Below are 13,661 nucleotides of genomic sequence, written 5' to 3'. Positions count from 1 at the left end.
CGCGCCTTGCTCGGTGCCGGCCCGGGCCGTTGTGGCCCGCGCACCAAACCGCGAGACCGCGAAGGGTTTCTGGGCCTTCCGTCGCAGGCCCGGCCCCTCAGCCGCGGCTGGCGACCGCGACGCCCAGGGCGGCGAGCGCCATCCCTGCGCCCTGCACCGGGGTCAGCACCTCGCCGAACAGCGCGTAGCCGAGGATCGCCGCCACCGGCGGCACCAGGAAGAACAGCGCGGCCACCCCCGCCACCGCGCCGCGCCGGATCAGCGCCAGCAGCAGCAGGATCCCCGCCACCGAGTTGATCAAGACCGCCCAGGCGAGGCCGAGCCACAGGGTCGGCACGGGATCGATCGCGGCGCTGCCGAAGGCCAGCGCCAGGGGGATCGCGCAGGCCATGCCGCCGACGAACTGGAGCGTCGCGCCGGCGAGCAGGTCGCCCCGGCCGCCGGTCCGCTTCTGCCAGAGGGTGCCGAAGGTCAGGGCCAGCACCGCCAGGAAGCTGACCGCCAGCGCCCGCGGCGGGATCCCGGACGGGTCCGTGGCGCCGAGCTTCGGGGCGAGTACGAGGCCGGCGCCGGCAAAGCCCATCAGGATGCCCAACGCCCGGCGGCCGCTGACGCGCTCGCCCAGCAGCGGCTGCGCCAGGAGGGCGGTGAGCAGCGGCTGCAGGCTGCCGACGAGCGCCGCGATCCCGGCCGGCAGCCCGTGGCTCACCGCCCAGAAGGTGCTCGACAGGTAGACGCCCTGCATCAGGAAGCCCGCGATCACCGGATCGCGCCAGCCGGCCCGGTCGGCCGGCCACCGGACCCGGGACGCCGCCGCGATCCCGGCCAGGATCAGCGCGACGGCGGTGAAACGGACCGCGGTGAACGCGAAGGGGTCGGCGTGCGGCACCACGGCCCGCGCCGAGATGAAGCCGGTCGCCCAGATCGGGACGAACAGGGCCGGGAGGGCGCCGGCCGCGAGGCGCGACGGTCGTGCGGGAGTCAGCATGGCGCGATCTAAGCGGTATCCGGCCGGTGAATCGCAACGCCGATTCGGCCGTCTGGCCCCCGCACTGCGCCCGCGAGCGTCCGGCGTGGCGCGGGCGCGTCACCGGACGGCGTTCGGGACCGGATCGGGCCGGCGGCGTTGACGGGCGGGCCCCGGCGCCGTTCATCGGCGGGCCGCTCCGCCCAAGGATTGTGCGCTCGAGCATCGTGCGCCTGAGGATCGTTGAACGCCCGTGAACCCTCTCCGCAGTGGATCCCAGGTCGCGGGCCTCGCCGCGCAGCGCTTCGTCGCCCACGACGGCTGGGCGATCGCGAGCCACATCGCCCTCTCGACCCTGACTTCGCTGTTCCCGTTCCTGATCCTGCTCGCGGCGCTCGCCGGCCTGTTCGGCACGCAGTCGCTCGCCGACGAGGCCGGAGTGCTGATCTTCGACGCGTGGCCCCGGGAGATCGCCAAGCCGATCGTCGGCGAGGTGCACCGGGTGCTCACCGAGCAGCGCAGCGGCGTGCTGACGCTCGGCGCGCTGTTCGCCCTGTACTTCTCGTCCTCCGGGGTCGAGAGCCTGCGGGTCGGGCTGAACCGCGCCTACGGCCTGCGGGAGAGCCGGCCCTGGTGGCTGACCCGGCTCGAATCGATCGGCTACGTGATCTGCGGCGCCTTCGCCATGCTGGCCTTCGCGCTGCTCGTGGTGCTGGGTCCACTGATCTGGCGCAGCATCGTCCTGGTGGCGCCGGGGCTTGAGCCGCTGGGACTCGCCGTGGCGATCGGGCGGATCGGCGTCACGGCCCTGCTGCTCGCGGTGATCCTGGTGATCGCCCACAAGTTCGTCGCGGCCGGGCGGCGCTCGATCCTGTCGGTGCTGCCGGGGATCGGCGTGACCCTGGTCCTGTGGTTCTTCGCGGGCCTCGGCTTCGGCTACTACCTCGACCGGTTCTCCAACGCCTACGCGTCGACCTACGGGGGGCTGGCCACCGCGATGGTGTTCCTGGTCTTCCTCTACTGGCTCGCCGCCATGTTCCTGTTCGGCGGCGAGATCAACGGCACGGTCATCGCCGCCCGCCGCAGCCGCCTGCAGGCGAAGATGCTGGCGCGCCGGGCCGAGATGGAGGGCCGCTGGACCGCCTCGAACACCTGAGGATCGCCGGGCCGGCCTGGATGCTCTGGAGCACACGGGAGACGGACCGTCCGCGCGGGATTCGGGCAGCGCCGTCGGTTCCACGGCGAACCCGCTCGTGCGGCGCGGCACAGAAAAAAGCCGCCCCGGAGGGAGCGGCTTCGAGGAGTCTTCAGGGAGGCATCAAACAGAGCGGACGAGATGTCCAACTCGACATCCAGATCTCTGGATGCCTCTTCATGCCTCGAAAACCTTAATGATCAGTTAATATTAGTTTTCGATGCCGTTTCTACGCGGCCAGACTGTCGAACAGGCCGCGCCCATCGGTCCCGCCGATCAGGCCTTCGACAAAGTTTTCCGGATGGGGCATCATGCCGAGGACGTTGCGGTTCTCGGAGAACACGCCCGCGATCGCGTTGAGCGAGCCGTTGCGGTTCGCCTCCACGGTGATGGTCCCGTCCGAGTCGCAGTACCGGAACGCCACGCGGCCCTCGCCCTCGATCTGCGCCAGCGTCTCGGGATCGGCGAAGTAGTTGCCCTCGCCGTGGGCGACGCAGACGTCGATGACCTGACCCTGCCGGTAGGCGCTGGTGAAGCGGGTGTCCGCGCGCTCGACCCGGAGGGTCTGCCGGTGGCAGATGAAGCGCCGGTTGACGTTGCGCATCAGCACGCCCGGCAGCAGGCCCGATTCGCACAGGATCTGGAAGCCGTTGCAGATGCCGAGCACGAGACCGCCGCGCGCTGCGTGGGCCCGGACGGCATCCATCGCGGCCGCCCGGCCGGCGATGGCGCCGCAGCGCAGGTAATCGCCGTACGAGAAGCCGCCCGGCAGAACGGCCAAGTCGGTGCCGGCCGGGAGTTCGTGGTCCGCGTGCCAGACCAGGCTGACCTGAGCCCCCGACCGGCGCAGGGCCCGGACGACGTCCGTCTCGCGGTTGGAACCAGGGAAGACGACAACCGCGGCGTGCATCAGAGGATCTCGATCGCGTAGTTCTCGACGACGGTGTTGGCCAGGAGCTTCTCGCAGGCCGTGCGCAGGGTCGCCTCGGCGGCGGCGCTGTCGGCGGCCGACACCTCGATGTCGAAGACCTTGCCCTGCCGTACGCCGTCGACGCCCTCGATGGCGAGGGACTTGAGGGCGGCCTCGATCGCCTTACCCTGCGGGTCCAGCACACCGGTCTTCAGGGTGACGATGATACGGGCTTTCATGGATCGACGGGTCTCACGGATAGCCGGGACAAGAGTATACCTGCGGCATCGTTACGCACCGCGGTCGGTATCTAGCAGGAACGACCCCGGACTGTCGAACGCATCAGACGCATGGGAGGGGTCGTTCTCTCAATTGCAGGTTGAAGCTGCATGTTCCGAGGGCCTCAGGCCGGTCGACGGGGCGCCGACGCACCGCTTCTCAGCGGCTCGATGCTGGTCGCCCGGCGCCACAGCTGGACCATGATCCAGGCCGCGAACAGACTGAAGATCCCCATCAGGACATGGCCGATCCGGTCGCCGAGATCGAAGATGCCGGCGACGGCCCAGCCGGCCGCGATCGCCACGGCGAACACCTCGGTGCCCACGAGGACCATCATGCTCACGATGGTGATGGCGTTGCGCCCGTTCACGAAATCCCCCCTCAAAAACAGTCCGGGTCCCGGACGGAACCGCCCGAGACCCGTGCAGCTAGCCCACACAGGCCGGCCGACGCAACCGAGTGTGCGAAACGTCGCTCAGCGCGGCGCGCGTTTGGCCAGGATCCGCTGCAGTGTCCGCCGGTGCATGTTCAGGCGCCGGGCGGTCTCGCTGACGTTGCGGCTGCACAGCTCGTAGACGCGCTGGATATGCTCCCACCGCACCCGGTCCGCCGACATCGGGTTCTCGGGCGGGTCGGCCCGCTCGCCCGGCTGCGCCATCAGCGTGCCGTGGATCTCGTCCGCGTCCGCGGGCTTGGCGAGGTAGTCGAAGGCGCCGAGCTTCACGGCGGTCACCGCGGTGGCGATGTTGCCGTAGCCGGTCAGGATCACGCCGCGCGCTTCCGGGCGGCGCTCCTTGAGGCGGGCGATCACGTCGAGGCCGTTGCCGTCGCCGAGGCGCATGTCGATCACCGCGAAGGCCGGAGCCCGCGCCTCAACGGCCGAGACGCCGTCGGCGACGCTGTCGGCCACCTGCACGTGGTAGCCGCGGCTCTCCATCGCGCGGGCGAGGCGCGTCGAGAAGGGCTTGTCGTCGTCGACGATCAGCAGGCTGCGGTCGGAGAAGGCGGCCAGCGGATCGGCATCGTTGATCACGGCAGCGTCGGTCGCCACCGAGGTCCCGGGCTGCGTAAGCATCCGGCACTCCTTTCGAGTTTTCGTCGTCGGGTTCTTGGTCTGTCCCTCATATAGGGACGACATCGCGCGGTGGCAGGGGGGGGCGGATATTGAGTTCCGGAGAATGCCGCGGCACCGCTCCGCGCTCGAAGATGTGACGGGCCCAGGAGACCCGCACGACCGCCCCGTGCGCGTCCGGCGCCGCGACGTTCATCAGGGCAAGCTGGGCGCCCGAGCGCTCGATCAGGGTCTTGGCGATGAACAGCCCGAGGCCGAGCCCCGCGCCCACGGTCTCGCCGGATTGCGGCCGGTCGTGGCTGCGGGTCGTCACGTAGGGCTCGCCCGCCCGCAGCAGCACCTCGCTGGAGAAGCCCGGCCCGTCGTCGCGGATCTCGATCCAGACCCGCTCGGCCGACCAGCGCCCCTCCACGGAGACCCGGGCCTCGGCGAAGTCGACGGCGTTGTCGAGGATGTTGGCGAGGCCGAACATCACGCCGGGGTTGCGGCGGCAGGCCGGCTCCGGGCCGTCGCCGGCGCTGCTGACGTCGAGCCCGGCGCCGAGCGCCCGCTGCGGGGCGACCAGCTCCTCCACGAGGTGGCTGAACGTGACCGTCTCCAGGAAGCCGGCGCCGGCCCCGTCCCCGTCGAGGGAGGTGAGCTTGCCGAGGATGCCCCGGCAGCGATCGACCTGCTCGCGCAGGAGATTCAGGTCCTCCGCGACCGCCGGGGAGGCGGTGGGCCCGAGCTGGCGGATCAGCTCCTTGGTCACCACCATGATGGTGCCCAGCGGCGTGCCCAATTCGTGGGCAGCCGCGGCCGCCAGCCCGTCGAGCTGCGACAGGTGCTGCTCGCGGGCCAGCACCAGCTCGGTGGCGGCCAGCGCCTGGGCGAGGAGCCGGGTCTCCTCGGCCACGCGCCACGCGTAGACGCCCGTGAAGGCGGTGCCGAGCAGGATCGCGGTCCAGACGCCGGAGACGTAGAGGAACGGCAGCTCGATCCGCCCATCCGCGAACCAGGGCAGGGGCCGGTGGACCAGGGCCAGCAGGGTCGCGAGTCCCACCGCCAGCAGGCCGAGCGCCAGCGTCCGCTCCGGCGGCAGGGCGGTCGCGGAAATCAGCACCGGAGCGAGGAACAGCAGCGAGAACGGGTTCTGCAGGCCGCCGGTGAGGAACAGCAGGGCCGCGAGCTGGACGATGTCGAAGGCCAGCAGCAGCGCCGCGGAATCGTCGCTGAGCCGGTAGCTCGCCGGGAATCGGATCCGCAGGGCGAGGTTCAGCCAGGACGAGGCGGCGATCACCAGGAAGCACCAGCCGAACGGCAGCGGCAGGCCGAGGCCGAACTGCGCCCCCACGACCGCCGCGCTCTGGCCGGTGATGGCGAGCCAGCGGAGGCGGACGAAGGTGTCGAGCCGCAGGTGTCGGGCGTCGCGGCCGAGGCCGCTGAGGTCGGTGTCGGGCATGCGCTGTTTCGGTGCGGCGCCGGACCGGCGGTTCCGGTGCGGTTGGCGCGCGGAGTCCTACCGCATGGCGCGGAAGCGGGGAGTCCGGCAATCCGTCCCAGCATGGCGGGCCGGCCGAATTGTCGCGGGCTGGCGTCGTGACGGGCAAGTCCGCCCGGCTCAAGGATGTTCCATAATCGTTCAGGCTGGAACATTATCCTGACGATCCGGGTTCCCGCCTTCCGAGCCGCAAGGCTGGACGCCTGCGGCCGGGCCCGAGACCGCGAGGTAACGATGCTCCTGGCCTACTCGATGTACGAGGGTGCCCGCGCCCTGATGGCGCCGGCCCGGGTCGCCGCGGACCTCACGCGCTACGGGCTGCAGATGCCCGGCAATCCCCTGGCCTACGGACCCTATGCCCGCGCGGTCAGCGCCGGCTGCGAGATGTTCGAGCGCGTCACCCGCCAGTACGGCAAGCCCGCCTTCGGATTCACCGAGACGGTCGTGGACGGCGCGGCGGTTCCGGTCACCGAGCGGGTGGTCTGGGAGCGGCCGTTCTGCCGCCTGATCGCCTTCGACCGCGCCTTCCCGGCCGCCCCGGCCGAGCCGCAGCCGAAGTTGCTGATCGTCGCGCCGATGTCGGGGCATTACGCGACGCTGCTGCGCGGCACCGTGGAGGCGATGCTGCCGAACCACCGGGTGTTCATCACCGACTGGACCGACGCCCGGATGGTGCCGGTCGTCGCCGGCCGGTTCGATCTCGACGATTACATCGACTACCTGCAGGAGATGTTCGCGGTCCTCGGGCCGGACCTGCACGTCATGGCCGTCTGCCAGCCGGCGGTGCCGGTCTTCGCCGCGGTGGCGCTGATGGAGGCGGCCGACGAGCCCGCCGTGCCGGTCTCGATGACCCTGATGGGCGGCCCGATCGACACGCGCCGCTCGCCCACCGCGGTGAACTGCCTCGCGCAGGAGCGCGGGCAGGCGTGGTTCGAGAAGAACACGATCAGTCTCGTGCCGCCGATCTATCCGGGGGCCTGGCGCCAGGTCTATCCGGGCTTCCTGCAGCTGTCGGGCTTCATGGCGATGAATCTCGACCGTCACGTCACCGCCCATTCGGACATGTTCGACCATCTGGTCACGGGCGACGGCGACTCGGCCGAGAAGCACCGGGAGTTCTACGACGAGTACCTCGCGGTGATGGACCTCACCGCCGAGTACTATCTCCAGACCGTCCAGACCGTGTTCGTCGATCACGCCCTGCCGAAGGGGCAGATGCGGCATCGCGGCGTGCCGGTCGATCTCGGGGCGATCCGCCGCTGCGCGATCCTCGCGGTCGAGGGCGAGAACGACGACATCTCTGGCGTCGGCCAGACCAAGGCGGCCCTCGACCTGACGCCGAACCTGCCCGAGGCGCGCAAGGCCTACCACCTCCAGGCCGGCGTCGGCCATTACGGCGTGTTCAACGGCTCCCGCTACCGCGCGGTGATCGCCCCGCGCATCGCCGCCTTCATCCGCGCCATGCAGGCGGTGCCCGGCGCGCGCGGCGGGCATCTGCGCCAGGTCGGCTGAGGCGCCCGATCCGCACCGCCATTCCGGGGCGCCGCAGGCGAGCCCGGATCCGGAGGCGGGCAATGCAGACGTCCTGTCGGTGACAGGATCCGGCACGTCGGCGGTTCTGGATCCCGGGCTCCGCTGCGCGGCTCCGGGATGACGGGCGGAGCGGCTTCGGTCGGCGTGCTCCGGGAGCCGGACCGCGCGTTTCCCGTCCCGGGCCGGAGACCGTTCCGCGCCGTCGGACCCGTGAACGGACGGGATCGGGGCTGCAGCCGCGCAGGCGCTAGGCCCTCATCCGTGCCCGGACAAATCCCCCGCCAATTTGAATACATAACGCACTCCCGGCCTGGCTGGCGCGGGGCTTGCGAGACGCTGTCCGTGAGCCCGATCCGCACCGAGACCACCGACGCCCATCCTGTCGCCGCCGCGCGGTCGGCGGCCGGGCCGGCGCGTGCCCGGGCCCCGTTGTCACGCCGGGCCATTGCGCCCCCGCGTCAGAACCGTTCAAACTCGCCCACAAGGTGTGGGCCGGCGATCAGTGCTTGAGACCCGCACCGCCAGGGAGAAGACGATGGACCGCAGGACGTTCCTGAAGGGCTCGGCCGCGCTCGGGCTGGCCGCACCGCAGATCGCACGCCCGGCGCTCGCCCAGGGCGCCAAGGTGCTGCGCTTCGTCCCCCAGGCCAACCTCGCCAATTTCGATCCGATCTGGGGCACGCAGTACGTGGTGCGCAACGCCGGCACCCTCGTCTGGGACATGCTGTACGGCGTCGATGACCAGCTGAACCCGCAGCGTCAGATGGTCGAATCCGAGGAGGTCTCGGGCGACAAGCTGACCTGGACCTTCCGGCTGCGCCCCGGCCTCAAGTGGCACGACGGCGAGCCCGTGCTGGCCAAGGACGTGGTGGCGAGCCTCACCCGCTGGATGGCCCGGGACCCGATCGGCCAGATGATCCGGGGCATCCAGGACGAGCTGGCGGCGACCGACGACCGGACCTTCCGCTGGCGCCTGAAGAAGCCGTTCCCGAAGCTTCTCTACGCGCTCGGCAAGACCAACGCCCCGATGGCGCTGATAATGCCGGAGCGGATCGCCAAGACCGACCCGTTCACGCAGATCACCGAGTATGTCGGCTCGGGCCCGATGAAGTTCGTCCGCAACGAGTGGGTGCCGGGCGCCCGGGCGGTGTTTGAGACCTTCGCCGACTACAAGCCCCGCGACGAACCGAATTCCTGGCTCGCGGGCGGCAAGCGCATGCTGGTCGACCGGGTCGAGTGGGTGATCATGCCGGACGCCGCCACCGCGTCGGCGGCCCTGCAGAACGGCGAGGTCGACTGGTGGGAGAACCCGATCTCCGACCTCGTGCCGCTGCTGCGCAAGAACGCCAACCTCAACGTCGACATCGCCGACCCGCTGGGCAATGTCGGGTCGTTCCGGATGAACCACCTGCACCCGCCCTTCGACAACCCGAAGATCCGGCAGGCGGTCATGACCGCAATGAGCCAGGAGGATTACATGCGGGCGATCGTCGGCGACGACGACAGCCTGTGGAAGAAGCTGCCGGGCTTCTTCACGCCGGGAACGCCGCTCTACAGCGAGGCCGGCGGCGCCAATGTCGGCAAGGGCGACATCGCGCTCGGCAAGAAGCTGCTCAAGGAAGCCGGCTACAAGGGCGAGCCGGTGGTCTGCGTCGTGGCGCAGGACCAGGGGATCACCAAGGCGCAGGGCGACATCACCGCCGACCTCCTGAAGCAGATGGGCTTCAACGTCGACTTCATCGCTACTGACTGGGGCACCACCGGGACCCGGCGGACCTCCAAGGCGCCGCCATCCCAGGGCGGCTGGAACATGTTCCACACCTGGCACGCGGGCGCCGACACCATCAACCCGGCGGGCTATCCGGCGGTGCGCGCCAGCGGCGACAAGGCGTGGTTCGGCTGGCCGAACATCCCGCCGGTCGAGACCGCCATCGCCGAGTGGTTCGACGCCGCCGACCCGGCCGCCGAGAAGGCCGCCATCGACAAGGTCAACGCCGCCGCCGTCGAGGGCGTGGTCTACGTCCCGACCGGTTTCTTCCTCGGCTACCAGGCGTGGCGGAAGAACGTCTCCGGCATCGTGAAGGGGCCGATCCCCTTCACCTGGGGCGTGTCGAAGGCTTAGGACCGGAGGCGCCCCATGCTCGGCTATATCGGCAGGCGCATCCTCGCCACCATCCCGGTCATGGCGGTGGTCGGGCTGTTCGTCTTCAGCCTCCTCTACTTCGCCCCCGGCGACCCGGCGGCGATCATCGCGGGCGACCAGGCGACGCCCGACGACGTTGCCCGCATCCGCGCCACGCTCGGCCTCGACCGGCCGTTCCTGGTGCGGTTCTGGGAATGGTCCTGGCAGATCCTGCACGGGGATCTCGGCACCTCGATCTTCACCAACCTGCCGGTCACCACCATGATCGGCCAGCGGGTGCAGCCCACCGTCTCGCTGATGCTCGTCACCCTGGTCTTCGCCATCGTGGTGGCGGTGCCGCTCGGCGTCGTCGCCGCCTGGAAGGCCGGCAGCCTGATCGACCGCCTCGTAATGGGGCTCGCCGTGATGGGCTTCTCGGTGCCGGTCTTCGTGGTCGGCTACGTGCTGGCCTACGTGTTCGCCCTCGAACTCGGCTGGCTGCCCGTGCAGGGCTACACGCCGATCGAGCAGGGGTTCTGGCCCTGGCTGTCGAACCTGATCCTGCCGGCCGTGACGCTCGGCCTCGTCTACATCGCGCTGATCGCCCGGGTCACCCGGGCGACCATGCTCGACGTGCTGCAGCAGGATTACGTGCGCACCGCCCGGGCCAAGGGGCTGTCGCAGGGGCCGGTCCTGTTCATCCATGCCCTGAAGAACGCCGCGGTGCCGATCGTCACCGTGATCGGCATCGGCATTGCGTTGCTGATCGGCGGCGCCGTCGTGACCGAGACGGTGTTCGCGATCCCCGGTCTCGGCCGTCTCACGGTCGATGCGATCCTCCGGCGCGATTACCCGGTCATCCAGGGCGTCGTGCTGCTGTTCAGCTTCGTCTACGTGCTCGTGAACCTCGCCATCGACCTGTCCTACACCTTGCTCGACCCGAGGATCCGCTATTGACCGCGACCGCCGCGCCCTATCCCGACAGCGCCCGGCCCACGGGCCTCCCGCCCGCAGAGGCCGCCCCGAAGGCACCGCCGCCCCCGGGTCTCGCGGTCGCGGCGCCGCTGCCGGACGTCATCCCGGTGCGCAAACGCCGGGGCCGGATCTGGACCTATGTCCGCCGAAACCCGACCATCGTGGTCGGCGGCGTGCTGCTCCTCATCGTGTTCCTGATGGCCGTGCTGGCGCCGTGGCTCGGCACCGTCGATCCGACCGCCCTGGCGCCGGCCAAGCGCACCCGGGTGCCGTCCGCGCAATACTGGTTCGGCACCGACATGCTCGGCCGCGACGTCTACTCGCGGGTGGTCTACGGCGCCCGGGTCTCGCTGCTGGTCGGCTTCTCGGTGGCGTTCCTCGCCTCGATCGCCGGCCTCGCGGTCGGGCTCGTCTCCGGCATGGTGCGCTGGCTCGACGGGATCGTCATGCGGGTCGTCGACGGCATGATGTCGATCCCGCCGATCCTGCTGGCGGTCGCGCTGATGGCGCTCACCCGCGGCTCGATCCAGAACGTGATCATCGCCATCACCATCGCGGAGATCCCGCGCGTCGCCCGCCTCGTGCGCGGCGTGGTCCTGTCGCTCCGCGAGCAGCCCTACGTCGAGGCGGCGGTGACCACGGGCACCCGGATGCCGGCGATCATCTGGCGCCACATCCTGCCCAACACCCTGGCGCCCATGACCGTGCAGGCGACCTACATCTGCGCCTCCGCGATGATCACCGAGGCGATCCTGTCGTTCATCGGCGCGGGCGTGCCGCCCTCGACGCCGTCCTGGGGCAACATCATGGCCGAGGGCCGGGCCCTCTGGCAGGTGAAGTTCTACATCATCCTGTTCCCGGCCATCTTCCTCTCGATGACGGTGCTCGCCGTGAACCTCGTCGGCGACGGCCTGCGCGACGCCCTCGATCCCCGCATGGCCAAAGATGTCTGAGACCGCACGTGTGATGAGGACCGGCAGCATGAGCGGCACCCCCCTCCTGTCGATCGAGAACCTGCAGGTCCATTTCAGCACCCCCGACGGGGTGAACCGGGCGGTGGACGGGGTCTCGTTCGCGATCCAGTCGGGCGAGACCCTGGCGATCGTGGGCGAGTCCGGCTGCGGCAAGTCGGTGACCTCGATGTCGATCCTGCGGCTCCTTCCCGAGCCGCCGGCCCGCATCGCCGGCGCGATCAAGTTCGAAGGAAAAAACCTCCTCGACCTGCCGAACAGCGCCATGCGCAAGATCCGCGGCAACGACATCAGCGTGATCTTCCAGGAGCCGATGACCTCGCTGAACCCGGTGCTGACGGTCGGCCGCCAGATCGGCGAGACCCTGCGCCTGCACCAGGGGCTCGGCCGCCGCGAGGCCGAGGAGCGGGCCGTGGAGATGCTGACGCTGGTGGGCATCCCCGAGCCGCGGCGGCGGGTGCGGGAATACCCGCACCAGCTCTCCGGCGGCATGCGCCAGCGGGTGATGATCGCCATCGCGCTCGCCTGCTCGCCGAAGCTCCTCATCGCCGACGAGCCGACCACGGCGCTCGACGTGACCATCCAGGCCCAGATCCTCGACCTGATGCGCGACCTGAAGGCCCGGGTGGGGGCCGCGATCATGCTGATCACCCACGACCTCGGCGTGGTCGCCGAGGTCGCCGACCGGGTGGTGGTGATGTATGCCGGCCGCAAGGTCGAGGAGGCGCCGGTCCGCGACCTGTTCCGGTCACCGCGCCACCCCTACACCCGCGGCCTGATGGGGGCGGTGCCGAAGCTCGGCGCCGTCGAGCACGGCGCCGACGCGCGGCTCGCCGAGATCCCCGGCATGGTGCCGAGCCTGAAGGGTCGGATCGAGGGCTGCGTCTTCGCCGGGCGCTGCCCGGACGTGACCGACCTGTGCCGCGCCTACGCGCCGGCCCTGGAGCCGAAGGCGCCGGGCCATCTCGCCGCCTGCCACTACGCGCCGAAGGACGCCCTCGCGGCATGAGCGCCACGCCCGCACCCGCCGGTCGCACCCTGCTGGAGGTCAACGACCTCAAGAAGCACTTCGCCCTCGGCGGCGGCCTGTTCGGCCAGTCCAAGCGCGTGCTGAAGGCGGTCGACGGCCTGTCCTTCACGGTGGCCCGCGGCGAGACGCTGTCGCTCGTCGGCGAATCCGGCTGCGGCAAGTCCACCGTCGCCAAGGCGCTGATGCGCCTCTACGCGCCCACCGCCGGACAGGTGGTGCTCGACGGGCGGCGCATCGACGACCTCTCGGCCGGAACGCTCCGGCCCCTGCGGCGCCACATCCAGATGGTGTTCCAGGATCCGTTCTCGTCGCTGAACCCGCGAATGCGGGTCCGGGCGATCCTGGCCGAGCCGATCCGCAATTTCGGGCTGGCCCACAACGCCGCCGACCTGGAGAGCCGGCTCGCCAGCCTGATGGAGCGGGTCGGCCTGCCGCGGGAGGCGCTCGGCCGGTACCCGCACGAGTTCTCGGGCGGCCAGCGCCAGCGGATCGGCATCGCCCGGGCGCTCGCCGCCGAGCCGGACCTGATCATCTGCGACGAGGCCGTCTCGGCCCTCGACGTCTCGGTGAAGGCGCAGATCGTCAACCTGCTGCGCGACCTGCAGCGCGAGCTCGACCTCGCGATGCTGTTCATCTCGCACGACCTCGCCATCGTCGAGCACATGACCCACCGCGTGGCCGTGATGTATCTCGGCAAGATCGTCGAGATCGGCCCGCGCCGCGACCTGTTCCTGGCGCCCAAGCACCCCTACACCCAGGCCCTGCTCTCGGCGGTGCCGATCCCCGAGCCCGGGGCCGGACGCACCCGGATCGTGCTCAAGGGCGACGTGCCGAGCCCGATCAACCCGCCGTCGGGCTGCCGCTTCCACACCCGCTGCCCGCACGCCTTCGATCGCTGCCGGACCGAGGTGCCGGGCCTCGACCCGGTCGGCGCCGGCCACTTCGCCGCCTGCCACCTCAACGACGTGGCCGCCCCCGCCCGGGCGGCCTGACGGAGCCTGTGCCGTCATCGCGAGCGCAGCGAAGCGACCCAGGGCAGCGCAACGTCCGCGGGTGTGGCGCCGCTGGATTGCTTCGCTGCGCTCGCAAAGACGGAGGCGAGGCGGGCCCATCCATCCCCACCGCGC

Annotated in this window: 13 protein-coding genes; 7 read left to right on the top strand and 6 right to left on the bottom strand. The window is 70.6% G+C overall.

All coding sequences use genetic code 11. The features are described 5' to 3' along the window. Window positions 1-97: 97 nt before the first annotated feature. Complete coding sequence (locus tag ABIE45_RS03515) at window positions 98-988, bottom strand: DMT family transporter (protein WP_192710631.1); 891 nt, start codon at window positions 986-988, stop codon at window positions 98-100. A 232-nt stretch (window positions 989-1,220) separates the two neighbouring features. Between ABIE45_RS03515 and ABIE45_RS03510 the strand changes: the two genes are divergently transcribed. Beyond that, on the top strand, window positions 1,221-2,123 hold the full coding sequence (locus tag ABIE45_RS03510; RefSeq protein WP_192710632.1) for a YihY/virulence factor BrkB family protein: 903 nt from the start codon (window positions 1,221-1,223) through the stop codon (window positions 2,121-2,123). A 268-nt stretch (window positions 2,124-2,391) separates the two neighbouring features. On the opposite strand, the gene purQ is transcribed toward ABIE45_RS03510, so the two are convergent. From purQ to ABIE45_RS03485, 5 genes are all read right to left on the bottom strand, one after another. Beyond that, window positions 2,392-3,072, bottom strand: a complete 681-nt coding sequence (gene purQ / locus ABIE45_RS03505) for a phosphoribosylformylglycinamidine synthase subunit PurQ (protein ID WP_192710633.1) — start codon at window positions 3,070-3,072, stop codon at window positions 2,392-2,394. Further along, window positions 3,072-3,311: a phosphoribosylformylglycinamidine synthase subunit PurS gene (purS, locus tag ABIE45_RS03500; protein ID WP_192710634.1), complete on the bottom strand. Its 240-nt coding sequence runs from the start codon at window positions 3,309-3,311 to the stop codon at window positions 3,072-3,074. The genes purQ and purS overlap by 1 nt, the downstream gene beginning before the upstream one ends. Before the next feature lie 164 nt (window positions 3,312-3,475). Continuing rightward, window positions 3,476-3,721, bottom strand: coding sequence for a hypothetical protein (locus ABIE45_RS03495; RefSeq protein ID WP_192710635.1), 246 nt, complete (start codon window positions 3,719-3,721; stop codon window positions 3,476-3,478). A gap of 105 nt (window positions 3,722-3,826) precedes the next feature. Continuing rightward, the gene (locus tag ABIE45_RS03490; RefSeq protein ID WP_373622147.1) at window positions 3,827-4,426 is read right to left on the bottom strand and encodes an ActR/PrrA/RegA family redox response regulator transcription factor; all 600 of its coding nucleotides are present in this window, start codon (window positions 4,424-4,426) and stop codon (window positions 3,827-3,829) included. Between the two features lie 46 nt (window positions 4,427-4,472). Further along, complete coding sequence (locus ABIE45_RS03485) at window positions 4,473-5,864, bottom strand: ActS/PrrB/RegB family redox-sensitive histidine kinase (protein ID WP_192710636.1); 1,392 nt, start codon at window positions 5,862-5,864, stop codon at window positions 4,473-4,475. A 273-nt stretch (window positions 5,865-6,137) separates the two neighbouring features. Here ABIE45_RS03485 and ABIE45_RS03480 point away from each other — a divergent pair, with 273 nt between their 5' ends. The 6 genes from ABIE45_RS03480 to ABIE45_RS03455 all read left to right on the top strand — a co-directional run bounded on the left by ABIE45_RS03480 (window position 6,138) and on the right by ABIE45_RS03455 (window position 13,526). Then, window positions 6,138-7,415, top strand: a complete 1,278-nt coding sequence (locus ABIE45_RS03480) for a polyhydroxyalkanoate depolymerase (RefSeq protein ID WP_192710637.1) — start codon at window positions 6,138-6,140, stop codon at window positions 7,413-7,415. Between the two features lie 556 nt (window positions 7,416-7,971). Then, a complete protein-coding gene (locus ABIE45_RS03475) occupies window positions 7,972-9,558 on the top strand; it encodes an ABC transporter substrate-binding protein (protein WP_192710638.1) in 1,587 nt (528 codons plus the stop codon). 15 nt (window positions 9,559-9,573) lie between these two features. Then, window positions 9,574-10,515, top strand: a complete 942-nt coding sequence (locus ABIE45_RS03470) for an ABC transporter permease (protein ID WP_091782462.1) — start codon at window positions 9,574-9,576, stop codon at window positions 10,513-10,515. Further along, window positions 10,512-11,486, top strand: coding sequence for an ABC transporter permease (locus ABIE45_RS03465; protein WP_192710639.1), 975 nt, complete (start codon window positions 10,512-10,514; stop codon window positions 11,484-11,486). The genes ABIE45_RS03470 and ABIE45_RS03465 overlap by 4 nt, the downstream gene beginning before the upstream one ends. A 13-nt stretch (window positions 11,487-11,499) precedes the next feature. Continuing rightward, window positions 11,500-12,513 (top strand): ABC transporter ATP-binding protein, encoded by a 1,014-nt coding sequence (locus ABIE45_RS03460; protein WP_192710640.1) that lies wholly within the window; start codon window positions 11,500-11,502, stop codon window positions 12,511-12,513. Then, window positions 12,510-13,526: an oligopeptide/dipeptide ABC transporter ATP-binding protein gene (locus tag ABIE45_RS03455; protein WP_192710641.1), complete on the top strand. Its 1,017-nt coding sequence runs from the start codon at window positions 12,510-12,512 to the stop codon at window positions 13,524-13,526. The genes ABIE45_RS03460 and ABIE45_RS03455 overlap by 4 nt, the downstream gene beginning before the upstream one ends. Window positions 13,527-13,661: the final 135 nt, after the last annotated feature.

Origin of the sequence: Methylobacterium sp. OAE515, from assembly GCF_041806315.1 — a bacterium.
GTDB lineage: Bacteria > Pseudomonadota > Alphaproteobacteria > Rhizobiales > Beijerinckiaceae > Methylobacterium > Methylobacterium tardum.
This window is presented reverse-complemented; position numbering and strand designations above follow the sequence as displayed.